This window comes from Bradyrhizobium sp. CSA207 (genome assembly GCF_029051685.1).
Classification (GTDB): domain Bacteria; phylum Pseudomonadota; class Alphaproteobacteria; order Rhizobiales; family Xanthobacteraceae; genus Bradyrhizobium.
Window position 1 is genome coordinate 112,621 of sequence record NZ_JAACFT010000023.1, and the last position, 26,108, is coordinate 138,728.

Annotated in this window: 29 protein-coding genes; 9 read left to right on the plus strand and 20 right to left on the minus strand. The window is 65.4% G+C overall.

Annotation, left to right across the window (positions count from 1 at the left end):
• Positions 1–3: 3 nt before the first annotated feature.
• Genes hpaH through GWG65_RS25500 form a run of 4 tightly spaced genes read right to left on the minus strand, consistent with a single transcriptional unit; the run spans position 4 to position 3,300 of the window.
• A complete protein-coding gene (hpaH, locus tag GWG65_RS25485) occupies positions 4–807 on the minus strand; it encodes a 2-oxo-hept-4-ene-1,7-dioate hydratase (RefSeq protein ID WP_275198307.1) in 804 nt (267 codons plus the stop codon).
• Between the two features lie 3 nt (positions 808–810).
• Positions 811–1,671, minus strand: coding sequence for a fumarylacetoacetate hydrolase family protein (locus GWG65_RS25490; RefSeq protein ID WP_275198308.1), 861 nt, complete (start codon positions 1,669–1,671; stop codon positions 811–813).
• Between the two features lie 42 nt (positions 1,672–1,713).
• Positions 1,714–2,331 (minus strand): flavin reductase family protein, encoded by a 618-nt coding sequence (locus GWG65_RS25495; RefSeq protein ID WP_275198309.1) that lies wholly within the window; start codon positions 2,329–2,331, stop codon positions 1,714–1,716.
• 3 nt (positions 2,332–2,334) lie between these two features.
• Positions 2,335–3,300, minus strand: a complete 966-nt coding sequence (locus GWG65_RS25500; protein WP_275198310.1) for a tripartite tricarboxylate transporter substrate binding protein — start codon at positions 3,298–3,300, stop codon at positions 2,335–2,337.
• Between the two features lie 128 nt (positions 3,301–3,428).
• Between GWG65_RS25500 and GWG65_RS25505 the strand changes: the two genes are divergently transcribed.
• The 5 genes from GWG65_RS25505 (at position 3,429) to GWG65_RS25525 (ending at position 7,993) form a co-directional block, all read left to right on the plus strand.
• Positions 3,429–4,238: an IclR family transcriptional regulator gene (locus GWG65_RS25505; protein WP_275198311.1), complete on the plus strand. Its 810-nt coding sequence runs from the start codon at positions 3,429–3,431 to the stop codon at positions 4,236–4,238.
• Positions 4,239–4,525: 287 nt separating this feature from the next.
• Positions 4,526–5,821, plus strand: a complete 1,296-nt coding sequence (locus GWG65_RS25510) for an O-acetylhomoserine aminocarboxypropyltransferase (protein WP_275198312.1) — start codon at positions 4,526–4,528, stop codon at positions 5,819–5,821.
• A 4-nt stretch (positions 5,822–5,825) separates the two neighbouring features.
• The gene (locus tag GWG65_RS25515; protein WP_275198313.1) at positions 5,826–6,608 is read left to right on the plus strand and encodes an alpha/beta hydrolase; all 783 of its coding nucleotides are present in this window, start codon (positions 5,826–5,828) and stop codon (positions 6,606–6,608) included.
• 67 nt (positions 6,609–6,675) lie between these two features.
• Entirely contained in the window at positions 6,676–7,179 is a 504-nt protein-coding gene (locus GWG65_RS25520; RefSeq protein WP_275198314.1) for a DUF6496 domain-containing protein, read from the plus strand.
• 82 nt (positions 7,180–7,261) lie between these two features.
• Positions 7,262–7,993: an SDR family NAD(P)-dependent oxidoreductase gene (locus tag GWG65_RS25525; protein WP_275198315.1), complete on the plus strand. Its 732-nt coding sequence runs from the start codon at positions 7,262–7,264 to the stop codon at positions 7,991–7,993.
• 229 nt (positions 7,994–8,222) lie between these two features.
• Here the strand turns inward: GWG65_RS25525 and GWG65_RS25530 are convergent, their stop codons facing one another.
• The 9 genes from GWG65_RS25530 to phnG are packed head-to-tail and all read right to left on the minus strand — an operon-like array spanning position 8,223 to position 15,246.
• A complete protein-coding gene (locus tag GWG65_RS25530; RefSeq protein ID WP_275198316.1) occupies positions 8,223–8,834 on the minus strand; it encodes a pyridoxamine 5'-phosphate oxidase family protein in 612 nt (203 codons plus the stop codon).
• A 28-nt stretch (positions 8,835–8,862) separates the two neighbouring features.
• Positions 8,863–9,459 (minus strand): phosphonate metabolism protein/1,5-bisphosphokinase (PRPP-forming) PhnN, encoded by a 597-nt coding sequence (gene phnN, locus GWG65_RS25535; RefSeq protein ID WP_275198317.1) that lies wholly within the window; start codon positions 9,457–9,459, stop codon positions 8,863–8,865.
• Positions 9,456–10,613: an alpha-D-ribose 1-methylphosphonate 5-triphosphate diphosphatase gene (locus GWG65_RS25540; RefSeq protein WP_275198318.1), complete on the minus strand. Its 1,158-nt coding sequence runs from the start codon at positions 10,611–10,613 to the stop codon at positions 9,456–9,458. The genes phnN and GWG65_RS25540 overlap by 4 nt, the downstream gene beginning before the upstream one ends.
• Before the next feature lie 15 nt (positions 10,614–10,628).
• Complete coding sequence (phnL, locus tag GWG65_RS25545) at positions 10,629–11,327, minus strand: phosphonate C-P lyase system protein PhnL (protein WP_275198319.1); 699 nt, start codon at positions 11,325–11,327, stop codon at positions 10,629–10,631.
• 50 nt (positions 11,328–11,377) lie between these two features.
• Positions 11,378–12,175 carry a phosphonate C-P lyase system protein PhnK gene (phnK, locus tag GWG65_RS25550; RefSeq protein ID WP_275198320.1) on the minus strand — a complete coding sequence of 266 codons (798 nt, stop codon included), beginning with the start codon at positions 12,173–12,175 and terminating at the stop codon, positions 11,378–11,380.
• Positions 12,168–13,064, minus strand: coding sequence for an alpha-D-ribose 1-methylphosphonate 5-phosphate C-P-lyase PhnJ (locus GWG65_RS25555; protein ID WP_275198321.1), 897 nt, complete (start codon positions 13,062–13,064; stop codon positions 12,168–12,170). The genes phnK and GWG65_RS25555 overlap by 8 nt, the downstream gene beginning before the upstream one ends.
• Positions 13,061–14,164 (minus strand): carbon-phosphorus lyase complex subunit PhnI, encoded by a 1,104-nt coding sequence (locus GWG65_RS25560; protein ID WP_275198322.1) that lies wholly within the window; start codon positions 14,162–14,164, stop codon positions 13,061–13,063. Before GWG65_RS25560 ends, GWG65_RS25555 begins: the two co-directional genes overlap by 4 nt.
• Before the next feature lie 4 nt (positions 14,165–14,168).
• Positions 14,169–14,777 carry a phosphonate C-P lyase system protein PhnH gene (gene phnH, locus GWG65_RS25565; RefSeq protein ID WP_275198323.1) on the minus strand — a complete coding sequence of 203 codons (609 nt, stop codon included), beginning with the start codon at positions 14,775–14,777 and terminating at the stop codon, positions 14,169–14,171.
• A gap of 4 nt (positions 14,778–14,781) precedes the next feature.
• Positions 14,782–15,246, minus strand: a complete 465-nt coding sequence (phnG, locus tag GWG65_RS25570) for a phosphonate C-P lyase system protein PhnG (RefSeq protein ID WP_275198324.1) — start codon at positions 15,244–15,246, stop codon at positions 14,782–14,784.
• 107 nt (positions 15,247–15,353) lie between these two features.
• Here phnG and phnF point away from each other — a divergent pair, with 107 nt between their 5' ends.
• Positions 15,354–16,085, plus strand: a complete 732-nt coding sequence (gene phnF / locus GWG65_RS25575) for a phosphonate metabolism transcriptional regulator PhnF (RefSeq protein WP_275198325.1) — start codon at positions 15,354–15,356, stop codon at positions 16,083–16,085.
• Positions 16,086–16,272: 187 nt separating this feature from the next.
• On the opposite strand, the gene phnE (GWG65_RS25580) is transcribed toward phnF, so the two are convergent.
• The 4 genes from phnE (GWG65_RS25580) to phnC all read right to left on the minus strand — a co-directional run bounded on the left by phnE (GWG65_RS25580) (position 16,273) and on the right by phnC (position 19,883).
• On the minus strand, positions 16,273–17,121 hold the full coding sequence (gene phnE, locus GWG65_RS25580; RefSeq protein WP_275198326.1) for a phosphonate ABC transporter, permease protein PhnE: 849 nt from the start codon (positions 17,119–17,121) through the stop codon (positions 16,273–16,275).
• Entirely contained in the window at positions 17,118–18,002 is an 885-nt protein-coding gene (gene phnE / locus GWG65_RS25585) for a phosphonate ABC transporter, permease protein PhnE (RefSeq protein ID WP_275198327.1), read from the minus strand. The genes phnE (GWG65_RS25580) and phnE (GWG65_RS25585) overlap by 4 nt, the downstream gene beginning before the upstream one ends.
• A 73-nt stretch (positions 18,003–18,075) precedes the next feature.
• A complete protein-coding gene (phnD, locus tag GWG65_RS25590; protein ID WP_275198328.1) occupies positions 18,076–19,011 on the minus strand; it encodes a phosphonate ABC transporter substrate-binding protein in 936 nt (311 codons plus the stop codon).
• A 62-nt stretch (positions 19,012–19,073) separates the two neighbouring features.
• The gene (phnC, locus tag GWG65_RS25595; protein ID WP_275198329.1) at positions 19,074–19,883 is read right to left on the minus strand and encodes a phosphonate ABC transporter ATP-binding protein; all 810 of its coding nucleotides are present in this window, start codon (positions 19,881–19,883) and stop codon (positions 19,074–19,076) included.
• Positions 19,884–20,059: 176 nt separating this feature from the next.
• Here phnC and GWG65_RS25600 point away from each other — a divergent pair, with 176 nt between their 5' ends.
• Genes GWG65_RS25600 through GWG65_RS25610 form a run of 3 tightly spaced genes read left to right on the plus strand, consistent with a single transcriptional unit; the run spans position 20,060 to position 22,626 of the window.
• Positions 20,060–20,719 (plus strand): chloramphenicol acetyltransferase, encoded by a 660-nt coding sequence (locus GWG65_RS25600; RefSeq protein ID WP_275198330.1) that lies wholly within the window; start codon positions 20,060–20,062, stop codon positions 20,717–20,719.
• Positions 20,716–21,909 carry an alpha-D-ribose 1-methylphosphonate 5-triphosphate diphosphatase gene (locus GWG65_RS25605; RefSeq protein WP_275198331.1) on the plus strand — a complete coding sequence of 398 codons (1,194 nt, stop codon included), beginning with the start codon at positions 20,716–20,718 and terminating at the stop codon, positions 21,907–21,909. The genes GWG65_RS25600 and GWG65_RS25605 overlap by 4 nt, the downstream gene beginning before the upstream one ends.
• An 18-nt stretch (positions 21,910–21,927) precedes the next feature.
• The gene (locus GWG65_RS25610; protein WP_275198332.1) at positions 21,928–22,626 is read left to right on the plus strand and encodes a DUF1045 domain-containing protein; all 699 of its coding nucleotides are present in this window, start codon (positions 21,928–21,930) and stop codon (positions 22,624–22,626) included.
• Positions 22,627–22,629: 3 nt separating this feature from the next.
• Here GWG65_RS25610 and GWG65_RS25615 read toward each other — a convergent pair whose 3' ends face one another.
• The 3 genes from GWG65_RS25615 to GWG65_RS25625 all read right to left on the minus strand — a co-directional run bounded on the left by GWG65_RS25615 (position 22,630) and on the right by GWG65_RS25625 (position 26,013).
• Positions 22,630–23,223 (minus strand): hypothetical protein, encoded by a 594-nt coding sequence (locus GWG65_RS25615; RefSeq protein ID WP_275198333.1) that lies wholly within the window; start codon positions 23,221–23,223, stop codon positions 22,630–22,632.
• A gap of 83 nt (positions 23,224–23,306) precedes the next feature.
• Complete coding sequence (locus GWG65_RS25620) at positions 23,307–24,707, minus strand: selenium-binding protein SBP56-related protein (RefSeq protein WP_275198334.1); 1,401 nt, start codon at positions 24,705–24,707, stop codon at positions 23,307–23,309.
• Between the two features lie 364 nt (positions 24,708–25,071).
• The gene (locus GWG65_RS25625) at positions 25,072–26,013 is read right to left on the minus strand and encodes a dihydrodipicolinate synthase family protein (RefSeq protein WP_275198335.1); all 942 of its coding nucleotides are present in this window, start codon (positions 26,011–26,013) and stop codon (positions 25,072–25,074) included.
• Positions 26,014–26,108 lie beyond the last annotated feature (95 nt).

Consider the following 26,108-nt stretch of genomic DNA (forward strand, 5'->3'; position numbering starts at 1 on the left):
GGTTCAGACGAACTGGCACGACACCGAGCCGAACGCACCATAATCGGCGTGGAAAGTGTCGCCGCGGCGGATGTCGACCGGACGCGTGAACGATCCGGCCAGCACCACCTCGCCGGCGGCGAGATGCTCGTCATGCGGCGCGAGGCGATTGGCGAGCCAGGCGATGCCGTTCGCCGGGTGATTGAGCACGCCAGCGGCAAGCCCGGTCTCTTCGATCTCGCCGTTGCGGAACAACAGTGCGCCGATCCAGCGCAAATCGGCCTCAAGGGGGCGGAACGGCCGGCCGCCGAGCACCAGCGCGGCGTTGGCCGCGTTGTCCGAGATCGTGTCCATGACCTTGCGCGTCTTCCCGGTCTCGGGATCGATGCGGTGCATGCGCGTCTCCAGGATCTCCAGCGCAGGCGTGACATAATCGGTGGCGTTGAGCACGTCGAAGATGGTGCAGCTGGGCCCGCGCAGCGGCGCCTTCAGCACGAAGGCGAGCTCGACCTCGATGCGCGGCGCGTGGAAGCGGCCATACGGAATCGGGCCGGCGTCGGCATAGAACATGTCGGCGAACAGCACGCCGTAATCGGGCTCGGCGATGCCGACCGCGTTCTGCATCGCCTTCGAGGTCAGGCCGATCTTGTGACCCTTTATGATCCGGCCGCGGCCGAGCTGGAGTTTGGTCCAGGCGCGCTGGATTGCGTAGGCATCCTCGATGGTGAAGGTAGGATATTCTTTTGAGAACATCGGGATCAACGCCTTGGTGCGCTCGGCCTCATCCAGCTGCGCGGCGAGACGTTCGATCGTGGCGGTATCGAGCATCGCTCAACTCTCCGCGGCGACAGTGTTGCGCAGCACGCCGATGCGGCTGGACTCGACCTCGACGACATCGCCGACGTTGAGCCAGCGCGGCGGATCGAAGCGCGCGCCTGCGCCGGTCGGCGTGCCCGTCACGATCATGTCGCCGGGCTTCAGGGTGGCGAAGGTGGAGAGATAGGAAATCAGGAAGTCGAACGGGAACATCAGCCGCTCGGTGGTGTCCTGCTGCCGCACCTCGCCGTTGACGCGCGTGATGATGTCGTGAGGGCCGCGCGGGTCGAGCTCGTCCGCGGTGACGATCCACGGGCCGATGCTGCCGGAGCGGTCGAAATTCTTGCCCTGGGTGACGTTGAACTTGCCGTGGCGCAGCCAGTCGCGCACCGTGCCCTCGTTGCACAGCGTCATGCCGAAGATATGCGACCAAGCCTTTTCGCGCGGGATGTGACGGCCGCCATGGCCGATCACGATGACGAGCTCGCCTTCATAATCGAGCTGGTCCGAGACTTTCGGCTTCTCCAGCGGCTGGCCGGAGCCGGTCATCGAGGACATGCTGCGCACGAACAGGCTCGGATATTTCGGTAGGTCGGAGCTGTCCTTGTATTCCGCGTTGCGCTCGGCGTAGTTGACGCCGATGCACCAGAGCTTTTCCGGTGCCAGCACCGGCAGCAGCAGGACGAGATCATCGAGCGCATGGTCCGGCTTCTGCCCGGCCACAGCTTCCTGCGCATCCGCCAATGCGTTGGCCGCGATCAGCGCCTTGACGTCGGAGAAGTCGCGGCCGATCCGCCTGGTCAGGTCGACCACCCCGCCCTCGACGGCTGCGCCGTAACGCGGCTCGCCGTCCAAAAGATAGCTCAGCAGTCGCATCGTCGTTCTCTCCAATAAAGTTCAGCGGCGCGCGCGGCGCGTTCAGTCGGTCGATTTGGGAGTCTGAAACACGGCGCCCAGCGTCACGATCTCGCCGAGGCGGGCGTAGCGCGGCCCGCCGATGCGGGCGATCGGGTCGAGCGCATCGGTCTCAACCTTGCCGTTGTTCACGAGGCCGTCGCGAATGTGGAACATCACGACCTCGCCGACGATCAGCCGGCTGCGGGCGTCGCCGAATTCGAGGCACTGCCGGAAGCGGCACTCCATCGCGATCGGCGCGATTGCAAGCCGCGGCACCTTGATGCGCTCGCAGCCAAGCGTCTCCAGGCCGAGCTCCGCGACCTCGCTGATTTCGGGCGGATGCTCGATAGAGCTGTCATGCACCGCCTGCATCAGCGGCGTATCGGCGATGTGGATGACGTATTCCTCGGTGTCGAGGATGTTGTGCGCGGTGTCCTTGTAATCGGCGCCCTTGCGGCCGACGCTGATGGCGAGCATCGGCGGCTTCTGCGACACGAAGGTGAAGGCGCTGAACGGCGCGAGGTTGAGCACGCCGCTGCGCGACAGGCTGGTCACCCAGGCGATCGGGCGCGGCACCACGATGCCGGTCATCAGCCGATAGATGCGCTCCGCGCCAAGCTCGCCGGGATCGATCCGCATCGGTCAGTCCGCCTTGATGTTGGCCTTGCGCACCACGGGAATCCATTTGGCGTCCTCGCGCTCCAGATAGGCCCTGAATTTCTCCGGCGTCATCGGCGTGGCTTCGGCACCCAGCTTGTCGAACTTGTCGATCACGCCGGGGTCTTTCAGGATCGCGGTCAGCGCCTCATGCAGCTTGTCGACGATCGGCGCCGGCGTGCCCGCGGGTGCGAACAGGCCCGTAAAGGTCTGGCCGTCGAAATCCTTGTAGCCGAGCTCGGCGAAGGTCGGGACATCAGGCAGCGACTTCAGGCGGTGCGGGCTGGTGACAGCGAGCGCCCGGAACAGCCCGGCCTTGATGTGCTGCAGGCTGACCGACAGCTGGTCGAATGCGAACTGCACCTGCCCGCCGAGCAGGTCGTTGACCGCCGGCGCATTGCCGCGATAGTGCGCGGTGACCCATTGCAGCTCGAGGCTGGACTGCATCAACTCGCTGAGCAGGTGATTGGTGGTGCCGGGGCCGGGCGACGCCATGGTCAGCTTGCCGGGCTCGCGCTTGGCGAGGTCGACGAATTCCTTGAAGGTCGTGGCCTGCACCGACGGGTGGACCTCGAGCACCAGCGGCGTCATCGAGATCGTCGTAATGGGGAGGAAGTCTTTCTTCCAGCTATAGGCGTCGCGCTTGTTGATCTCGGTCGCGAACAGCACCGGACCGTTGGCGCCGACGAACAGCGTGTAGCCGTCGGGCGCAGACTTCGCGAAGGCCTCGCCCGCGATCATGCCGCCGGCGCCGGCCTTGTTCTCGATGATGAAGGGCTGGCCGAGCTTTTCCTGCAGCTTGTCGGCGATGATGCGCGCCGCGCTGTCGACATTGCCGCCGGCCGGATAAGGCACGATCAGCTTGACGTTGCGCGCCGGCCATTGCTGGCCCGCGGCGGGTCCCGCCAGCATCGCAGCTGCGGCAGCTATGGCAATCCAGATTAATCTCATGTTAACCTCCCGGCGGCGCTTCCAATTCGGTTCGGTTGCCTGACATTGCGCATGGCATCTCGAACGGAGCGCAATCTCCAGATGAGCGCTTTACCTGTCGAGAGAATTGTGGCGTTCTTGTCCATATTATGGACAAGACCACTTCCGCAAGGTCCGCCCGCAGCATGGCAGAACCGCGACAGGGCGCGCAGGCGATCCGGCGCGCCCTGTCGGTGCTGCGCATTCTCGCTGCCGGCCGCGAGGCAGGCGTGCCGCTGGCCGAGGTGGTGCAGGCAACCGGGCTGACCCGTCCGACCGTGCATCGCATCGTTCACGTGCTGATCGAGGAAGGCATCGTCGAACGGCACAATAAGACCGGCCGCTACGCCATCGGCAATCAGGTGCCTGAGTTGGCGCTGGCCCGCGCGCGGCCCTCGCCGCTGCTGGTCGCCGCAGGCCCTTCGCTGCGGCGCGCCTCCACTGACATCGGCGACACCCTGTTCCTGACGGTGCGGACCGGCAACGACACGCTGTGCGTCGACCGCAGGATCGGCGCCTATCCGATCCAGGTGCTGTCGATCGAGGTCGGCGCGCGCCGCCCGCTCGGCGTCAGCAGCGCCGGCGTCGCGATCCTTGCCGCCATGCCGGCGCAGGATGCGCGAAAGATCGTCGCCGCCAACGAGAAGCGGTTCGAAGCCTACCGGACCGATGCCGCGACGGTGCTGAGCCAGATCGCCATGGCGAGACGGCGCGGATACAATATGAGAGAGATTGGCCTGGTGCAGGGCACGAAATCGATCTCGACCTGGATCAAGACCCCGGACGGACAGCCGGCCGCGGCGATGACGGTCTCCGCCGTGCGGACGCGCCTCGGCCCGCGCCGGGAGCAAGAGGTTGCGGAGATATTGCTGCGGGAGGCCCGCTCGATTGAGGAGGCGATCCGCGGCAGTGTCGGCTAGCGCTGCGCGGCCCCTTCGCCTCTCCCCCGCCTGTGATAAGTCAATCGCATATGAGCTGAGCGTAGATCACACTGAAGCTACCACAGCGTCGTGCCCGGGCTTGTCCCGGGCATCCACGCCTTTCCCCATGACACAAAGAACGTGGATGCCCGGGACAACTAGCGCGAAGACGCGCTTCGCGCTTCTGCCCGGGCACGACGACCCTCTGTGAATAGTCAATGGGCTGACGTGCCGCGCCTTTTTGTGGCACAAGGGCCGCCATCGCCGACCATCCAACGAGGCCAAGCATGCCCGCGCCCAAGCCGCCTGCCTTCGAGACCCTGAGCCTGCATGCGGGCCAGCATCCGGATCCCGCGACCGGCGCCCGTGCGGTGCCGATCTACCAGACCACGTCCTACGTGTTTCAGGACTCCGATCACGCCGCCGCGCTGTTCAATCTGGAGCGTGCCGGCTACATCTACACGCGCATCTCCAATCCGACCACGGCCGTGCTCGAGGAGCGGCTCGCCGCGCTGGAGGGCGGCGTCGGCGCGATCTGCACCGCGAGCGGCATGGCCGCGCTGCATCTCGCCATCGCGACGCTGCTGAGCGCCGGCGATCACATCGTGGCGTCGAGCTCGCTCTATGGCGGCACCATCAACCTCTTGGCGCACACGCTGCCGCGCTTCGGCATCACCACCACGTTCGTCAAGCCGCGCGACCTCGACGCGTTCCGCGCCGCGATCAGGCCGAACACGAAACTGGTGATCGGCGAGACCATCGGCAATCCCGGGCTCGAGGTGCTGGACATTCCGAAGGTCGCTGCGATCGCACATGACGCGAAGATCCCGCTGCTGATCGACAACACCTTTGCCACGCCCTATCTCAGCCGGCCGATCGAGCTCGGGGCCGATATCGTCATGCATTCGGCGACCAAATGGATCGGGGGTCACGGCATCGCGATCGGCGGCGCCATCATCGACGGCGGCCGCTTCGACTGGCGCGCGTCGGGCAAATTTGGCGTGCTGACCGAGCCCTATGGCGGTTATCACGGTATCGTCTTCGACGAGCAGTTCGGCACCGCGGCCTTCATCATGCGGGCGCGCACCGAGGGCCTGCGCGATTTCGGCGCCTGCCTGTCGCCGACCAACGCGTTCCAGCTGCTCCAGGGCGTCGAGACGCTCGGGGTGCGCATGGACCGTCACATGCAGAACACGCACTCCGTGCTGGAGGCGCTGAGGGCCAACAAGGCCGTGGACTGGGTGCTGCATCCCTCGCTGGAAGATCACTCCGACTATCAGCTCGCAAAGCAGCTGCTGCCGCGCGGCGCCGGCTCGATCGTGTCGTTCGGCATCAAGGGCGGGCGGCCCGCGGGCCGCAAGTTCATCGAAACGCTGCGCATGATCAGCCATCTCGCCAACGTCGGTGACGCCAAGACGCTGGTGATCCATCCGGCCTCGACCACGCATCAGCAGATGGACGCCGGGCAGCTCAAGGCCGCCGGCATCGGCGAGGAGCTGGTGCGGCTATCGGTCGGCATCGAGACGGCGTCCGATATCATCGACGACCTCAACCAAGCGCTGCGCATCTCGCAAAAGGTCTGAAGCCATGAATCTCTCCGTCAACGGCGCCGAGGTGTTTGCCGCGACCGGCGGCCGCGAGTTCGACAAGTCCCTGCCCGCAATTGTCTTCATCCACGGCGCGGGCTTCGATCATTCGACCTGGGCGCTGCACACGCGCTGGTTCGCTCATCACGGTTTTGCCGTGCTGGCCCCCGACCTGCCCGGCCACGGCCGCTCGGCCGGGCCTTCGCCCGGCAGCATCGCCGAAATGGCGGACTGGACCGCGGCGCTGCTCGATGCGGCAGGCAGCGCGAAGGCCCATCTGATCGGCCACTCCATGGGATCGCTGATCTCGCTGGAGACCGCGGCACGGCATCCGGACAAGGTGTCCGCGCTGAGCCTGATCGGCACCGCCGCGACCATGACGGTCGGCCCGGATCTGTTGAAGGCAGCCAAAGCCAACGATCAGGACGCGATCGACATGGTCTCGATCTGGGGTCTCGGTTTTGGCGCCGAGCTCGGCGGCAGCCTCGCGCCCGGCCTTTGGATGCATGGCGGCGCGCAGGCGGTTCTCAAGGCTTGCGAGCCCGGCGTACTGTTCAAGGATCTCTCCGCCTGCAATTCCTATGCGAATGCGCTTGCCGCAGCCGCGAGCGTGAAGGTGCCGACCACGCTCATTCTCGGCGAACGGGACATGATGACGCCGGCGAAGGCGGGCAAGGCGCTTGCTGCCGCGATCCCGCATGCGAAGACCGTCGTGGTGCCGGGCGCCGGCCACATGATCATGGCCGAACGCCCCGATGAACTGCTGGCTGCGCTGAGGAACTGAAGGGATCAATCGTCCATCTTGCGCGTTTCGGTCAGACATCCCTGTGAATTTCAGAGGGAACTCGACCATGCCAAGACAAGAAGTCATTCGCAAAGCGAAGCAAGACAAGCGCGCTGGCAAATCGTCAAGCACGCAGGCCGGCGAATTCGTCAAGGACGAGATCGATAAGATTCGCAAGGGCAAGCACGGTGCGCGCTCGACGCGGCAGGCTATCGCCATCGGTCTGTCGGAGGCGCGCCGCGCCGGCGTCGATCTGCCACCGCCGCGCAAGGGGCGCACCAAGAAGGCGACGCGCCGGAGCGCCAAATATGCCTATGAGGTAGGGCAAGGCAAACGGACTCCGAAGCGCCGGCCGCGCGTCTCGCGTGCCGTGGAAGGGGTGTTGAAGAAGGAGCCGCGTTCGACCGCATCGCGTAGCGCGCTGTCGAAACAGACCAAGCGTGCCGCAAGCCAGCGCAGCGCCGCGTCCCGTTCGGCCGCTGCGCGCAAGGCGAGCAGCACCAAGGGCGCCAAGGTCCGCTCCGCCGCCGCAAAGAAGGCCGCACGCACCAGGTCGCGCCGCCGGAGTTGACCCTGTGTAGCGGCCTTGTGATTTGAACGCCATCGGGCGCCGCATGACGATCCGGTCATCATCAAATTGATCGGAGCCGTTCATGTCAGACAGTCTCGAAGGGCGCACGGCGCTCGTCACCGGCGGCTCGCGCGGGATCGGCGCCGCGGTCTGCCGCGCGCTGGCCGAAGCCGGCGCGGCCGTGGCAGTTAACTGCCGCGAGCGGATCGGGCAGGCCGAGCAATTGGCGGACGAGATCAGCAAGCGCGGCGGGCGTGCAATCGCCGTTGCCGCCGACGTATCGCGGCGCGAGGCGGTCGCCACAGTGATCGATCGCGTCACGACCGGGCTCGGACCGGTCGATATTCTCGTCAACAATGCCGGCATCGCCATCACGCGCGGCATCGACGACCTCACCGAAGACGATTTCGACCGCACCATCCTGATCAATCTGAAATCCGCCTTTCTGTGCACGCAGGCGGTGCTGCCGGCCATGCGCGCGCGAAAATGGGGGCGCATCGTCAACATCTCCTCCGGTGCCGCGCGCGGCGCCGGCGCCATCGGCCCGCACTACAACGCGTCCAAGGCCGGCATGGAGGGCCTGACGCGCGGCTATGCGGCGCGGCTGGTGAAGGAAGGCATTACCGTCAACGCGGTGGCGCCGTCGCTGATCGAGACCGACATGATGAGCGGTCAGCCCCAACTCGTCAGCCGCATCCCGCTCGGCCGCTTCGGCACGGCGGAGGAAGTGGCAAAGGCCGTGATGCTGCTGGTCGACAACGCCTACATGACCGGACAGACCATCGCGCTGAGCGGCGGGATGGCGTTTAATTAGCGGCGCCGCGATCTCCTCTTCCCTTCTCCCCTTGTGGGAGAAGGTGGCATAGGCGGCCTTTGGCCGCCGTTCTTAAGAACGCCGAAGCGAAGCTTCGGCTATGGCGCCGGATGAGGGGTCTCTCTCCGCGCGCACCGACTGCAAGACGAGCTCGCGGAGAGAGACCCCTTACCCGTCTCGCCGCCACGCGGCGAGCCACCCTCTCCCACAAGGGGAGAGGGAAACAAAGCTACCACATCGTCGCTGCCGCACGCGCAGCCCAACCGCGGTCGTAGTCCTCGCCGCCGACCTTGTTCTCACTCATCTCGGCGAGGATCTGCCCCGGCGTCGGTAGCGTCTTCGGGTCGACGCGCTTGTCGGGGTTCCAGAGGTCGGAGCGAACGATGGCGCGGGCGCACTGGAAGTAGATTTCATCCACTGTCATCACCATCACGCTGCGCGGCGCCTTGCCTTCGACCTTGAAGGAAGCCAGCAGATCGGGATCGATCGAGAGATGGGCGCGGCCGTTGGCACGGACCGCGTTGCCGGAGCCGGGGATCAGGAACATCAGGGATACACGCGGATCGCACACGATGTTGCGCAAGGAGTCGACACGGTTGTTGCCGCGCCGATCCGGCAGCATCAACGTTTTGGGATCGTGTATGCGGACGAAGCCGGGTAGATCGCCGCGGGGCGAGCAGTCGATGCCCTCCGGGCCGATGGTGGCAAGGGCCGCGAACGGCGCCTTCTCGATGTAGATGCGATAGAGCGGGGTGACGTGGTCGGCAACTTTTACGGTGGAGGCATCGTTGGTGGCGCCGTAGATGGCCTCTAACTGTTCGACCGTCTCAATCACCGACATCCTTCCACTCTCCTTGTTACTGCGGACACTACTCGTGCCAGTCTTCGTTCCTGATCACGCGCGCAAGCTGGCGGCTGTGGTAGTCCGCGCTGCCGGCATTGAGGATCGTGACATCGGCGTTCGCCGATGCGTCATCGACGCTGCGCGCGAGGCGTTCTGTGATATTGCCGTCGCTGTGACGCGCCCGCGCTGCAAGCCGCTGCGCCAGCACGTCCGGCGGCGCCGTGATCGCAACCACCACGACGTTGGCATAAATCCCGCGCAACGCGCCGATCACGGTACGCGAGACGTTGGCGACCACCGTCCGCCCCGCACGGATGTCGTCATTGATTTCGAGCGGCAAGGCGTAGGAATGCCCATGCGCCTGCCAATGCACGGCGAAATCGCCGTGATCGAGCGCGCGCCGGAATTCGTCGGAACTCATCGCAATATTGTCCTCGGCCGCGGAGGACTCGCGCGTGACGACGCGGCGCGGGAAGACGATACCGTGATCATCGATGCAGGCCGCCTGCACGAGCCGCAGCAAGGTGTCCTTGCCGGCACCGCTGGGACCGACCACGAGCACGAGCCGCCCGGGTCCGATGGCCCCGGCCTGTTCCGGCGCCATGGTCGCGGTCGCGCTCATGCGACGCGGCCTCCTTCGCGCCAGACGCTGCGGACGACGGGAACGTCGCCCGCGACGTGCACCCGGATCACGTCGGCGCGCTTGCCGACCGCGATCTCGCCGCGATCGGACAGGCCCACCGCGTCGGCCGGCGCCTTCGTCACGGTGCGAATCGCCGCCGCCAGATCGATCGCGGGCACGTGCTCGGGCAGATGCAGTGCGCCCATCAAGAGGCTCGACGGGATGTAGTCCGACGAGAGGATATCGAGCAGGCCTTCGCGGGCAAGATCGACCGCGGCGATGTTGCCGGAGTGCGAGCCGCCGCGCACGACATTCGGCGCACCCATCAGGATGTCGATGCCGGCCTGATGCAGGCCACGCGCGGCCTCGATCGTGGTCGGAAACTCCGCTACCGCGACGCCATCGCGCACCGCGTCCGCGACATTTTCCTCGGTGGTGTCGTCATGGCTGGCGAGCGGGATGTTGTACCCCTGCGCCAGTGCGACGATCTCGCGCATGTTGGTCGCGGCATAGGCTTTCTGATATTCGAAGCGCCGTGCGAACAGCTCGTCGAGTTCGGCGTCGGTCTTGCCGCCGCCCTTGCCGCGGTAATAGTCGCGCAGCTTGACCTCGTCGCGGAACTGGCGCTGACCGGGCGTGTGGTCCATCAGCGACATCAGCCGCACGTCGGGACGGCCGACCAGCTCCCTGGCCTCCTCGACCACGCTCGGCATCGGGATCTCGCAGCGCAGGTGCAAAAAATGGTCGGCGCGCAGGAGATCGGCGTCGCGCGCGGTCGCGATCGCGGCAGCCAGCGTACCGGCACGGCCGTCGACTTCCTCCGCGCCGTCCTCGCGCCAGACCCGCAGCGAGTCGAACACGGTGGTGATGCCCGAGGTCGCGAGCTGGCCGTCATACGACACGACGGCGGCGACCGGATTCCAGAATACTTTTGGCCGCGGCACGTAGTGGGCTTCGAGATGATCGGTGTGCAGCTCGATCAGGCCCGGCATGATCAGATCGCCGCCGGCGTCGTCGGCGCCCGCGGGCGCCCTGCCCTCGCCGATCTCGGCAATGCGACCGTCTGCAAGAGCGAGCCAGCCCTGCTCGATCACCCGGTCGGCCAGCACGATCCTGGCGTTGGCGATCACTATTTCCTTCGGCTTGGCGTTCATGTCCTTCATTTTCCTTCAGGCCGCGGCGGCAAAGCTGGTGACATCGACGATGCGGTCGGCAATCAGATGGCGGATCTCGTCGTCGTGGACGATCGCGACCATGGCGACGCCCTGCCGCTTCTTCTCGGCGATCAGCTCGACCACGACGGCGCGGTTGGCTGCGTCAAGCGAGGCCGTGGGCTCGTCGAGGATCAGGATCGGCAAGTCCGAGATGAAACCGCGTGCGATGTTGACGCGCTGCTGCTCGCCGCCGGAAAAGGTCGCGGGTGGAAGCTGCCAAAGCCGCGCGGGAATGTTGAGGCGATGCAGCAGGCTGCCCGCGCGCGCCTGCGCGTCGGTCCGGCTCATGCCGCCGGCGATCAGCGGCTCGGCGACGACGTCGATCGTCGGAACCCGCGGCACCGCGCGCAGGAACTGACTGACATAGCCGATGGTCGAACGGCGGACGTTGAGCACCTGCCGCGGCTCCGCGGTAGCAAGATCGATCAGCGCGCCGCGATGACGGATACCGATGCGGCCGGAGTCGCAGCGATAGTTGCCGAAGATCATCTTCAGGATCGACGATTTGCCGGCACCGGACGGACCCGACAGCACGACGCACTCGCCGGGGTCGACGTGAAAGGTCACGCCGCGCACCACCGGCAGTTCGATGCCGCCTTGCAGGTGCATCGTAAAGGTCTTCTGGGCGTCGGCGACGTCGATCATGGCAGTCACCGGAGGGCTCGTGTTGGAAGGCTCATGTTCGAAGGCTCATGTTGGAAGGCTCATGGCGGCAGAATCGAGGAAACGAGGAGTTGCGTATACGGCTCCCGCGGGTCGTCCAGCACCTGATCCGTGAGACCGGTCTCGATGACGCGGCCGCCCTTCATCACCATCACGCGATGTGACAACAGCCGCGCGACTGCGAGATCATGGGTGACGATAATGACGGCGAGGTGCAATTCGGCGACGAGGCTGCGCAAGAGGTCGAGCAGGCGGGCCTGCACGGACACATCGAGACCGCCGGTCGGCTCGTCCATGAACACCAGCCGCGGCTCGGTGACGAGGTTGCGCGCGATCTGGAGGCGCTGGCGCATGCCGCCGGAATAGGTGCGCGGCGCATCGTCGATGCGCGCGACGTCGATCTCGACGCGGGTGAGCCAGTCGGATGCGGTGTCGCGGATGCGGCCGTAATGATTCCAGCCGACCGCCATCAGCCGCTCGCCAACATTGGCGCCGGCCGAGACCGCCATGCGCAGGCCTTGCGCGGGATCCTGGTGCACAAAACCCCAATCGGTGCGGAACAGGAAGCGCCGCTCGGCCTCGCCGAGCGTGGCAAGATCGCGGGTGACGCCATCGCGCATCCGGTAGGACACATGCCCGCCGCTGGCCGCGAGCTGGCCCGACAGCAGCTGGAGCAGCGTCGACTTGCCCGAACCGGACTCGCCGACGATCGCCAGCACCTCGCCGGGATAGAGCGCGAACGACACGTCGCGGCACGCGGCGATGCGGCCGTAGGACTTGCTGAGGGATTTTGCGACCAGCAGTGGCTGGTCGCTTTCAAGCATATCGAGATCAGCCATTTGATCCCCCATGCGCCTTCTCCTTGTACGGCGCGGCGCTGAGGCTGCCGCGATGGCCGGCAGCCTGGCGGCCCTCGCAATAGTCGGTGTCCGAGCAGACGAACATCCGTCCGCCCTTGTCGTCGGTCACGATCTCGTCGAGATAGGAATTTTCGGCGCCGCAAAGCGCGCAGGGCGCGTTGAAGCGGTAGGGCTCGAACGGGTGATCCTCGAAATCGAGCGACACGACTGTCGTGTAGGGCGGGATGGCATAGATGCGCTTCTCGCGGCCGGCGCCGAACAATTGCAGCGCCGGACAATTGTCCATCTTGGGATTGTCGAATTTCGGCGTCGGCGACGGGTCCATCACATAGCGCGCATTGACCTTCACCGGATAGGCATAGGCGGTCGCGATATGTCCGAAGCGCGCGATGTCCTCGTAGAGCTTGACATGCATCAGGCCGTATTCGGCGAGCGCATGCATCCGCCGCGTCTCGGTCTCGCGCGGCTCGAGGAAGCGCAGCGGCTCCGGGATCGGCACCTGATAGACCAGCACCTGGTTCTCATGCAGCGCCGTCTCCGGGATGCGGTGACGGGTCTGGATGACCGTTGCATCTTCCGTCGCCGTGGTCGTGGCAACGCCGGCAGTCTTTGCGAAGAATTTTCGGATCGAGATCGCGTTGGTGGTGTCGTCGGAACCCTGATCGATGACCTTCAGCACGTCCTTGGGCCCAAGGATCGCGGCCGTGACCTGCACGCCGCCGGTGCCCCAGCCATATGGCATCGGCATCTCGCGGCTGGCGAACGGCACCTGATAGCCGGGAATCGCGATTGCCTTCAGGATGGCGCGGCGGATCATCCGCTTGGTCTGTTCATCGAGATAGGCGAAATTATAGGCGGGCGCGTTCATTCCGCGGCCTCCTTCATGGACTCGGCGGCGTTGGCGTCAGTAAATTCCTGGCGCAGCTTGCGCAGCAGGCCGAGCTCGGACTGGAAGTCGACATAATGCGGCAGCTTGAGATGCTCGACGAAGCCGGTCGCCTGGACGTTGTCGGAATGCGACATCACGAACTCCTCGTCCTGCGCCGGCGCTGCGGCCTCCTCGCCGAGTTCGCGGGCGCGCAGCGCGCGGTCGACCAGCGCCATCGACATGGTCTTGCGCTCGCTCTGGCCGAAGGCGAGGCCATAGCCGCGGGTGAAGCACGGCGCTTCCGTCGCCGATCCCTTGAACTGGTTGACCATCTGGCATTCGGTGAGCTCGATGGAGCCGAGCGGCACGGCGAAACCGGCGTCCTCGGCGAAGAATTCGACCTCGACCTCGCCGAAGCGGATCTCGCCCGCGAAGGGATGGTTGCGGCCGTAACCGCGCTGAGTGGAATAGCCCATCGCCAGCAGGAATCCTTCGTCGCCGCGCGCAAGATTTTGCAGGCGCAGGTCGCGGTCCGCCGGAAAATTCAGCGGCTCGCGGGTGAGATCGCCGACGCTGGCGCCCTTCTCGGCCTGCGGCGAGGACTCGATCAGTCCGTCGCGGCCCAGGATATCGGTCACGCGTGGCGTTGGCGCGCTCGAAGCTTCGGCGGTTGCCGGCGCTTCCGGCACGAACCCCTCAGCGAGGGACGGATCGAGCAGGCGATGGGTGTAGTCGAAGGTCGGCCCGAGAATCTGGCCGCCGGGGATGTCCTTGAAGGTCGAGGACACCCGCCGCTGCACCCGCATCGCACCAGTCTCGACCGGCTCGCTCGCGCCGAAGCGCGGCAGCGTGGCGCGGAAGGCGCGGACCAGGAAGATCGCCTCGATCAGATCGCCGCGCGCCTGCTTGATCGCGAGCGCCGCAAGCTCGCGGTCGTACAGCGAGCCCTCGCTCATGACGCGGTCCACGGCGAGGCCGAGCTGCTCCGAGATCTGGTCGAGCGTGACTTCCGGAACGTTATGGCTGCCGCGCCGCGCATTTGCCAGCAGGCGATGGGCGTTCTCGATGGCGCGTTCGCCGCCTTTGACTGCGACATACATGTGACTAGCTTTCCTTGTTCACGACACGCGTGGTGCGCGGAATCGCAACAACGGCGTCATCGGCCACCAGCACCACGTCGATGCCGCGCGGAAACAGCGCCTCGTTGACACGCAGCCGCTCGAACAGATCGGCCGGCCGGATCGCCGCCTGAAGCGTCGCGACACTATCGATGCCGGGGCCACGCAGCTCGAAGCCGCGTCCGGCAGCCAGGCTATCGACCTGGACAATCAATGTGGTCGAACGATCCGGATATTCATTGCTGCCGAGCGCGAAGCGTTCGAGCGCCGGAAGCGCGGCACCGTCGCTGATCAGCGCAAAGCTCGCGATCGAGCAGTCCTGCACGACCGGCGCACCGGTGTGGAACTTCAGCCATTTCACCACGTCGGAGCTTTCCGTCATCCGCGCATCGAGCCAGATCGGCGTATCGTGGTCGAACAGCGTGAGCGCAATCGCAGCCGTGCCGCGCATCATCATAGCGGGCGCTCCTGCCATCGGCACGATGCGCTGGACCGAGCCCGGCCGCGCCATCGCGTCCATGACCGAGCGAAAAGTCGATTGCGCCGACAGCACCTTGTCGACGAAACCAGGAGGCAGTTCCGCAATCGTGGTCATGACCTCAACCCTCACCGCGCACCATGGTGTAGAAATCAACCTTCGTCGCGGCGGTCTCAGCCGCCGTCTGCTCGCGCCGAATCATAAGCAGCTCGCGCAACGGCGCGATTACGTCCCGCTCGACCGACGCGCTAAAATCCCGCGACTGCAACAGCGCATCGCACAGCGCGATCAGCTGCGCCTTCTCGCTATTCCGCCCGAGCGTGTAGCCGAAGCCGACCTCGCCGCTGGCCAGCCGGACCGCGGCACGCGACACCGTCGCCTCGCCCAGATTGAACGGGGCGCCGTCGCCGCCAACCCGGCCACGCAGCATCACCAGGCCGTTTTCGGGCTCGCGCAGATCCTGATGGCCCGGTAGCGCGAGAGTGCGGAGGCGAGCGGCGATCTCGCCCGCCTCCGCGTGCGCCAGCACGGCCATGACGGCCTTGCGCTGGGCTTCCTGGTTGTTGTGCTGGGTCACCGCGTCCATCGACCTTGCCGAACTGAAGTTGTCTATGATACTAGACAACTTCATACGGAAGCGCCATGACTGTTTCGTGACAAAGCTGTGATTTCTGGGCTAGGCTGACCGGCGATATGAGCATGCAGGACACCGCTTCTTCGGGCGTCGCGTTGTGGCGCCTGGTCGCCGATGGCATCGAGCGCGGCATCGCCGACGGCCGCTTTGCCGCCGGCGACAAGCTGCCGGGCGAGGTGGAGATCGCCGTAACCTATCGCGTCAACCGCCACACCGTGCGGCGCGCGCTGGCTGCGCTTGCCGAGCGCGGCCTGGTGCGCGCCGAGCGCGGCAGCGGAACCTATGTCGAGGCGCAGCGCCTCGCCTATCCGCTACGCTCGCGCACGCGCTTCTCCGAGATCGTCGGCGCCGGCGGCCGCGAGCCGCGCGGCCAGCTGATCGAGGCCTCCGAAGACGTCGCGACCCGCGAGGTTGCGCGAGAGCTCGGCTTGAAGACTGGTGCGCCACTGGTCCGGATCGAGGCGATACGCCTCGCCGACCGCACGCCGATCTGCGTCTCCACCACCTGGCTGTCGGCGGAACTGTTTCCGGATGCGGGCAATGTGTTCGCAGCGACGCGCTCGATGACAAAGCTGCTCGCGCATTACGGCGTCCGCGACTATCGCCGCGGCGCGACCCGGATCACCGCCGGCATCGTCGACGCAACCGACGCCACGCGCCTCGACCTCCCGCTCGGACGGCCGATCCTGGTGGTCGACGCCACCGACCACGATCTCGACGGCAAGCCGCTGGTGACGAAGCATTCACGCTTTGCGGCAGAGCGGGTCGAGTTTCTGGTGGAGAACGGGTGAGCGAGTGCCTCTTCTCCCTCTCCCCTTGTGGGAGAGGGTGGCTCGACGCGTAGCGGCGAGACGGGTGAGGGGTATCTCTCCGCGCGCACGCGTCTCACATCTGAGTTCGCCGAGAGAGACCCCTCATCCGGCGCTTCGCGCCACCTTCTCCCACAAGGGGAGAAGGGAAGAGAGTTCGCGGTTGCGATTACGCCACGGCGCGCCGTCCGATGATGGCAAAGCGCAGCTTGCCCGAGATGAAATCGATCGCGGCGACTGCGACCAGGATCATCAGGATCAGGAACGACACCCTCTGCCATTCCAGCACGCGGATCTGCTCGGCGAGCTGGAGGCCGATGCCGCCGGCGCCGACGACGCCGATGATGGTGGCCGAGCGCGTGTTGGATTCGATGAAATAGAGCACCTGACCGGCGATCACCGGCAAGACCTGCGGCAACAGGCCGAAGCGGATCTCGTGCAGCGCGCTGCCGCCGGAGGCGCGGATGCCCTCGACCTGTTTCTGGTCCGCGCCCTCGATCGCCTCCGAGAACAGCTTGCCGAAGGAGCCGAAATCCGACACGGCGATGGCGAGCACACCGGCGAACGGGCCGAGCCCGACCACATTGATCCACACCAGCGCCCAGATCAGCGTGTCGACGCCGCGGATCGAATCGAGGAAACGGCGGACGGGGAAACGCAGGATCTTTGACGGCACGACGTTGCGGGCGGCGAGCAGGCTGACCGGAAGCGCGAACAAAGCGGCCAACGTCGTGCCGAGCAGCGCGATCGACAGCGTCTCGCCCAGCGCCTTCAGATAGATCGGCAGCGAGGAGCCGGGATCCGGCGGGATCATCATCAGGCTGATCCAGCCGAGCTGGCTGAGGCCTGAAAAGAAGCGCGACGGCGAGAAATCGAGATCGACAAAGCCATACACCAGGATCGCGAGTGCCGCGACGATCATCGCGGGGGTCGCGAGCCGCGCCGAGGCCGGCCGGTCGAACACATCGGGATAGCGTGCGCGAAGCTGCGCGGTGTCGACCTGCTGCGGCTTGGTCACGTCCGCGCCTCCTTGCCGAACAGGCGGCCGCGCAGCCAACCGGTGGCGATGTCGATGATGAAGACGGTGACGATGATGGTGACCAGGATCGCGCTGACGTCCGAATAATAGAACTTGCGGATGGCGACGACGAGCTCCTGGCCGATGCCGCCGGCGCCGACAAAGCCCATCACCGAGGCTTCGCGGACGTTGATCTCGAAGCGCAGCAGCGCGTAGCTGGCATAGCCCGCGGTGACCTGCGGCAGGACGGCGAAGCGCATGCAAGCGAGCCAGCTCGCGCCGGTCGAGCGGATGCCTTCGACAGGCTTCATGTCGGCATTCTCGACAATCTCGGAGAACAGCTTTCCGAGCGCGCCGGTGGAATGGATCGCGATTGCGAGCACGCCCGCCATCGGGCCGAGGCCGAAGGCGATCACGAAGATCAGCGCGAAGACGATGCCGGGGACGGTGCGGGCGAATTCGAGCAGGCGCCGCACCCCGAAGCGCAGCCAGGGCGCGGGCGAAGTGTTCTCCGCCGCGAAGAAGTTGAGGGCGAAAGCGAAGGTCGCGCCGATCAGCGTGCCTACATAGCTGATCAGCAGGGTCTCGCCCAGCATCTTCAGCCATTTGCGCCAGCCCCACAGCCATTCGCCGACGTCAGTCCAGACGCGCTGGCCGCTGTCGAGCGTGAGGATGCGGTCGAAATAGCTGAGGAAGTTGCCGAAATAGGTGAAGAGGGTGCGCAAATTCACTTCCGCACCGACCGCGGCGAGAAGCAATGCGGCGGCGAACACCGCTGCTCCGAACAGGAGACGCCATCGCCTGCGCGCAACCGCCTGGCTGTAAGCGGCGTTGAGCGTCGCCAGTTGCTGCTCGGGGAGGATCGAAACCGCGATGGTCATCGGTCAAAGAGGACCCGTCAAAGGAGAAAGAGCCGGGTCCATCGACCCGGCTCCAGTGCTATCGTCCCGAAACTCAGGACGCCTTCTTCTTACGCAGCGCATCGACGAACTTGATCAGTTCGATCGTGCCATCCCAATCCTTGGTGGTGGCGGGATGAAAACCCTTCTTCTGGCCGTCCTGGAGGCGATCGAACGCCGCCTTGTTCTTGGCCGGCGCGTCGAAGAACGCCTTGGCGATCGCGGCCTTGGCCTCTTCCGGCAGGTCGGAATTATAGGCATAGGGGCCGTTGATGATCGGCGCCGACTTGTGGATGATGCGGAAGTCGTCCTTCTTCATCGGCGAGCCGTCGGCGTTCTTCAGCATGTTCTTGGTCAGCATCTGCGCCAGCGTGGAATCGTCGTCGCTAGTCCACTGGTTAGCCGCAACGTCGACCGTGCCTTGCGCCAGCGCCAGGATCGCGTTCTCATGGCTGCCAGTGAAGACGACCTTGCTGAAATAGGTGTCGGCGTCTGCGATGCCCATCTTGTCGAGCTCGAAGCGCGGCACGTTGTTGCCGGAGGTCGAGTTCGGATCGACCAGACCGAGGTTCTTGCCCTTGAGCTGATCGATGCTCTTGTAGGGGCTGCTCGCCTTGACGAAGAACACCGAGTAATAGCCGGTCGAGCCGTCGGCGTTGATGTCGTTGGCGAAGGCATCGGTCTTGACGCCCGTCAGCCGGGCGCGCGCGAACGACGCCGAGCCGTAGCTGGCGATATGGATATTGCCGGCGCGCTGGCCTTCGATGACTGCGGCGTAGTCGTTGGCGATGCGCAGCGTGACCTTCACGCCCAGTTCCTTGGAGAGATAGCTCATGAACGGCGCCCAACGCTCGGTAACGCCCGAGGCGTTTTCCGCTGGAATGACGGCGAAGGTCAGCTCGGGATATTTGGCTTTCCAGTCGTCGGCGGAAGCTGAAGTCGTGAAGGCCAACGCAGCGGCGCCGGCAAGAATGAGTCTGCGAGTGATCATGAAACTCTCTTCATCGGTTGGAGTCGGTTGACGCAAAACTGGTAAGTACTGGTGCGCGCAGCTCAGGCGGCGGCCGCCGTTCCAAGCGCAGGAATGCCCTCGGGCGCCGGCACGGGCATGCCGCCCATCACTTCGGTCGCTTCGAGGTCGTAGAGCTCGCGCGCGACGTGCTCGGTCAGCGCAGCCGGCGCGCCGTCGAACACCACCCGGCCTTGCGCCATGCCGATCAGGCGGTCGCAATAGCTGCGCGCCAGGTCGAGCGAATGCAGATTGCAGAGCACGGTGATGCCGAAGTGCTTGTTGATGCGCAAAAGCGCATCCATCACGATCTTGGTGTTGCGCGGATCGAGCGAGGCGATCGGCTCGTCGGCCAGGATGATGTCGGGCTGCTGCACCAGTGCGCGGGCGATCGCCACGCGCTGCTGCTGTCCGCCGGAGAGCTGGTCGGCGCGCTGGGCCGCGAGCGAGGCGATATCGAACTGTTCGAGCGCCGACATCGCCAGCGCCTTGTCCTGCTCAGGCCAGGTCTGCGTGAGCGAGCGCCAGGCCGGCATCGTTGCGAGACGTCCCATCAGGACGTTGGTCAGGACGTCGAGCCGGCCGACCAGGTTGAATTGCTGGAAGATCATCGCCGACCGGGCGCGCCACTGCCGCAGCTCCCTGCCGCGCAGCGCGGTGACGTCGACGCCGTCGAACAGGATGCGGCCCTGTGTCGGCGTCACGAGGCGGTTGATGGTCCGCAACAGCGTCGACTTGCCGGCGCCGGATCGCCCGATCACACCGACGAAGCCGCCGGGGGAAATTTGAAATGAAGCGTCGTCCACGGCGGCTTTCACGCCGAAGCGACACGTCAGACCTTCGACCACCAGCATGCAGGGCTCCAGAGTAGCTGGCTGCCATCGCTAACGCCCGTGCTTGACACTTGTGTGACACTGCCGTTGCGGTGCGGCGATGCTGCACAGCTTCATCCCCTGTCATCATCTCGTCATGACCTTGTCATCATGCCACTCGAAGACGAGCGCCCCGCCTCCCGCAATCCGGATCCGCCATGGCAGCCAAGTCGCTCTCGGTGCAACCGACCATCGATTCCACAGCGAAGCTGCATGAGACCAGGCTCGGCGCCTATACCGAGGTGGGCGCGCGCACCATCCTGCATGACGTGACGATGGGCAATTACTCCTATGTCGTGAACGACGCCCAGATCACCTACACCACTATCGGAAAATTCTGCTCGATCGCGGCGATGACGCGCATCAATCCCGGCAATCATCCGATGCACCGCGCCACGCAGGCGCATTTCACCTATCGTTCGAGCGCCTATTTCGAGGGCGAGAGTGACGATACCGAGTTCTTCGACTGGCGGCGCGAGCATCACGTCCATATCGGCCACGACGTCTGGATCGGCCATGGCGCGATCGTGCTGCCGGGTCGCAACATCGGCACCGGCGCGGCGATCGCGGCCGGTGCCATCGTCACCAAGGACGTGCCGGCCTACAGTATCGTCGCCGGCAATCCAGCGCGCATCGTGCGGCGCCGGTTCTCGGAGGACGTCGCGGGGCGGCTCGCCAGGCTCGCCTGGTGGGATTGGGATCACGACAAATTGCGTGAGGCCCTGCCCGATTTCCGCAAGCTCGGGATTGAAGATTTCCTCTCGACATACGAAGCACGAGACAATTTCCCTTCTAGCAAACGAAGCGCGGGCGCGTGACAGATATCTTCCTCGAGGGCGGCCGGGCCCTGATCGGCTCCGAGCTCGTCGAAATTTCACTCAGCGTGTCGGGAACGGATATTGCGCAGGTTGGCGCGTCTCGCGGCCGCGCGCGGCTGGCGATCGATGCGCGCGACCTGCTGGTGCTGCCGGGCATCGTCGATCTGCACGGCGATGCCTTCGAGCGGCAGATGATGCCGCGCGCCGGCGTCGACTTCCCGATCGACGTCGCGCTCGCCGACAGCGATCGCCAGGCGATCAGCAACGGCATCACCACGGTGTTTCACGCCACGACCTGTTCCTGGGAGCCGGGGCTGCGTTGCGCCGACAATGCGCGAAGCCTGATGGAGGCGATCGAGCGCCAGCGTCCGCAATTCGCCGCCGACACCCGCTTCCATCTGCGGCACGAAACCTACAATCTCGACGCCGAGCAGGAGATGAGCCAGTGGCTCGCGGAAGGCCGGGTCGACCTGTTCGCGTTCAACGACCACATGGACGGCACGGTCGGCGACATGGCCAAGCCGCGGAAGCGCAACCGCATGGTGGAGCGCACCGGACTGTCGAGCGAGGCGTTTGATCGCCTGGTGGAGCGCGTGCTTTCGCGCGCCGGTGATGTGCCGGCTTCGGTTGCGCGGCTGGCTGCCACGGCCCGCGCAGCCGGGGTGCGCATGCTCTCGCATGACGATGCGACGCCGGCGATGCGCCAGGAGTATCGCGCCATGGGCGCGACGATCGCCGAGTTTCCGGTCAACGAGGAGACGGCACGCGCCGCCGCGGCCGCCGGCGATGCCATCGTCTACGGTGCGCCGAACGTGGTGCGCGGCGGCAGCCACACCGGCTGGACCAAGGCGTCCGACATGATCGCCAAGGGCCTCTGCTCGGTGCTGGCATCGGACTATTACTATCCGGCGCCGCTGCTCGCCGCCTTTCGCCTCGCTGCCGATGACGTGCTGCCGCTGACGCAGGCCTGGAGTCTCATCTCCGCCGCGCCCGCGCGCGCGACCGGCCTTGTCGATCGTGGCATCCTCGCGGAAGGACGCCGCGCCGACATTCTCCTGGTCGACGGCAGCGCGCCGCTGCGGCCGCGGCTCATCGCGGTGATCGCCGCTGGAAAGCTCGTGCACCTCACCGAAGCGACAAGGCTGCTCAGCGCGGCGGCGATGCCGCGCGAGACTGTCGTCGCGGCCTAAACCGATTATGCTCAGGCAATGACAGGTTTTCCCCGCTACGCGATCTATTTCGCCGCCGGCGCCGACAGCGCCCTCTCCCGCTTCGGCGCCGAGCTGCTGGGCTATGATGCCTATACCGGCAATGAGCTGTCGTTTCCGGACGAAGTGCTCCGCGCGACGGCGGACTGGCACGACATCTCCGCCGATCCCCGCAAATACGGCTTTCACGCCACGCTGAAGGCGCCGATGGCGCTCGCGCCCGACCGCACCGAGGCCGAGCTCGTGGCGGCGTGCGCGATATTCGCGGGAAAGCCGCGGCCGATCCCGCTGATCCGGCCGACCGTCGATTCCATCAGCGGCTTCATCGCCGTCATTCCGGCGGAGCCGGTCGGCGATCTCCAGCAGCTTGCCGCCGATTGTGCCCGCGATTTCGATTGCTTCCGCGCCGCTCTCACCGCGGAGGATCGCGCACGGCGCAGGCCGGAGAAGCTGAGTGAGCGGCAGCGCGATTATCTCAGTCGCTGGGGCTACCCTTACGTGATGGAGGAATTCCGCTTCCACATGACGCTGACGGGACGACTGGATGCCGAACGGCGCGGACCAATTCTGGAGATGCTGCGGAAGCGCTTTGCGGCGCTCGGTCTCGATACGTTCGCGATCGATCGCATCGCGCTGTTCAGGCAGGACGATGCCAAGGCAAGATTCCGCATCGTCGGTGAGTGGGCTCTGGCGCGGTAGGCTTCAGGACCAGTTCGCGAGATTGAGGGCGAGCGCCACAACGCCAACCAGAATGAGGCTGGCCGCCCAGATTGCATCGAGATTGAACCAGCTTCGCGAGACGAACCTCAATCCCAGATAGCGGTAGACCAGCCACGCCAGAGATCCACCGGCGCTGATCATGGCGGCAACGTGCACCAAAGACACCAGTACCGCCATACCGAGACTTGCCTTCATCAGCGCGCCGGCGGCCTGATGGCCCGCATCCAGTTCGAAGGCCCGGCAGAGCCCGAGATAGATTGGCACGAGCATCAAGGCGGCGCCGTGAGCAATGGCAACGGCAAATGACCAGAGCGCCAATTGCGTTGGAGGAATTCGTGCCAGAGTGCGCGGATGGCGCCGCTCGATCAGCCGATAGACACCAAAGCCGATGACGAGAAGGCTCGCGCCGAGTTGGATCGAACGCTGCCATTCGGCCAGCACGAGCAGGAACGCGAATGGCAGCAGCACGAGAAGTGTTGCCAGCAGATGTCCGGCCGCCAGAGCCCACAACGCACGGAAAAGCGCGCGCGGGCTCTTGTCCATGAGCCCGGCCGAAACGGCGAGCGGCCAGCCCATTCCCGGATTGACCCCGTGATAGAGACCGCTCGCGACAAGAGCGAGCCACAGCCAGCCGAGCGCCGGGCTCGCGTGCCCCCAATCTAGGCCGACGGGTAGCAAAAGGAGTCCGTCGAACAATCGCCGCCCTCCAGCCTGATCTGGTGCGCACGATATCCGTCGGGGAAGCTCACGAAGTAGTCCTTGTCGAGCTCGAGGCCGCCATTGCGACCGACATTGGCCATGACCTCCACACCCGGAACGCCGTCGGGATAGAACTGGTCATCCCAGGTGGAATAGAGCGAATTGGTCCAGTACACGCGCCCGCCGTCGCGGCTAATCTCGACCATCTGCGGCCCGGCCGCAAATGCCTTGCCATTCGGATGGGGGGTGCGGCGCGCGATGCCGCCGATGTGAACCGAGCCCGCAAGCTTCGGCTTTCGCGGATCACTCACATCGTACTGGCGCATTTCACCCGTGCCCCAGCACGAGACATAGAGAAAACGATCATCCATCGACAGGTCGATGTCGGTCACCAGCGGCGGCACGGCGCCAAAGCCCTGGAGCAGCGGCGGGAGCTTCTCCTTTGGCGCGGGTTCGGGCGGGATCGCCGCCGTCTTCTCCGCATGGAATTTCCCGCCTTCTCGCCACCAGGTCCAGATCGATGCTTCGAGATTGGTGGTGTCGACCACAACGCCTACGAAGCCGTATTCGCGAACCGGATCGTGCGCCGGCCGTACCTCCAGCGCCATCTGATGATTGGCGCCGAGGTCGATGGTCTGCACGTTGCGACGGGCGCGGAGATCCCAGAAGTGGAGGCGATGGCCATATTTGTTCGCCAGCAGATCTTCCGGGACGATCCCGTTCTCGAACTGCGGCGGCAACGCCCATTCACTCGTCACCATGTAGTCGCGCGGCAGGTTCCACCAGAAATCATAGTGCAGCGTCTGCGGACCGCGGTCGATCTCCCATCGTCCAAGGACCTCGAACGTCTCGCAATCCATGATGAAGACGCCTGGAGGCCCGTTGGTGCCGTCTTTGCCGCCGCCGCCCAGCGTGCTCACATAGATGCCGTCCGGCCCGCAATGGATGGTATGCGGCCGCGAGTAGCCGGTCTTTCTGAAGATTTCCTCGGGCTCGATGATCTTGTGGATTTTGGCTTTGGTCGGATCGGGCTTGGTATCGATGATGTAGATCCGCGACGAGCGCAGCCCGGGGATGATGAGATAGCGCCGCTCGATGAAGGCATGTCCGGCGAGCGGCGACAGGGCGGAGGAGCAGGCATTCCAGCCGAAGTGATGAAACTCATCGCCCTTGTTGGGCATCGTCACGGTGTGGACGATTTGGCTATACGTCGGCGATCCCGGCTTGACGTCGATGACCGCGAGAGCATCCGGTTTTGAGAAATCTGGACTGAGCAGCAACGTGTAGGCAAAGTTCTCAGCAGGTGCTTCCATCGCAAGCTTGGGCGATGCGTGAAAGGTGGGATCCGGCCTCATCGTCATGGCACTGCCTCCCTGTTTCGTCGGTTCGCTCCAACCTGGCTCGGGATAGCGGCACAATAAAGAGCTGGTACACGATGTCTTGAGACGCTCCGCGGGTCTGGTTGGCGAGCGTACAATACGTCATCGCCAAGCCGCGGGAAACCGCCTGAACCGCGTTAATTCGACGCCTTCAGCCAGATGGAAGCCGGCCGGATCAGGCCAGGCCGCGCACCTCACACTCGGCATCGCCCCCGCGACCCATAACCCCCAGGAGGGGTTATGGAGCGGGCTGCCAACGCCGAGTCTTCGCCAAACTTCTCCCTGGGGTTATGGGTCCCGGATCTGCGCGCGCTTGGAGCGCGCTTGTCCGGGACGACGGCGTAGGTTACTTCCCCCACCGCAACGCCAGCGCGTCGCGTTCCTTTGCGAGCTCCAGCAGCCCTGCCCGCGTTGCCGGATGCAGCGGCTGCAGCGGATGTCGCACGGCGTCCGACTTGATCACGCCACCGGCCTGCATCATGACCTTGCAGGCGATCAGGCCGCATTGGCGGTTCTCGTAATTGATCAGCGGCAGCCAACGTTCGTAGGCCGCCTTCGCCTGCTCGCGCTTGCCGGCGAAATAGGGATCGATGATCTGGCGGATGCCGTCAGGATAGCCGCCGCCAGTCATGGCGCCGGTCGCGCCGGCATCGAGATCGGCCAGCAGCGTGATCGCCTCCTCACCGTCCCAGGGCCCCTCGATGTCCTTGCCGCCCGCCTCGATCAGGCTCCTCAGCTTTGCGGCAGCAAAGGGCACCTCGATCTTGAAATAGCGGATGTTGGCGAATTCGCGCGACAATCGCGCCAGCAGCTCGACCGACAGCGGCGTGCCGGCCACCGGCGCATCCTGGATCATGATGGGGATGTTGATCGCGCCCGAGAGCACGCGGAAGAACTCGACGATGCCTTTCTCGGGCACCCGGAAAGTTGCGCCATGATAAGGAGGCATCACCATCACCATGGCGGCGCCGGCGGCTTCGGCCTGCTGGCTGCGCGCGGCGCAGACGGCCGAGCTGAAATGGGTGGTGGTGACGATGATGGGGAGCCGCCCCGCGACATGCTCCAGCACCGCATGCATCACGGTCTCGCGCTCCGCATCGGTCAGCACGAATTGCTCGGAGAAATTGGCGAGGATGCAGAGCCCGTGCGAGCCGGCATCGATCATGAAATCGACACAGCGGCGCTGGCCGTCGAGGTCGAGCTCGCCGCGCTCGTCGAAGATGGTGGGCACGACCGGAAACACGCCGCGATAGGGGCGCTGGACCTTGGTTTGTGGCGTGACCGGCATCGAACTCTCCATCCCTGATGTTGCCTTACGTCTGCCGCTACGCTTGCGCGGCGCGACAGATGTACCCGGCGCGCGGATCGGCGGCAATGCCGATC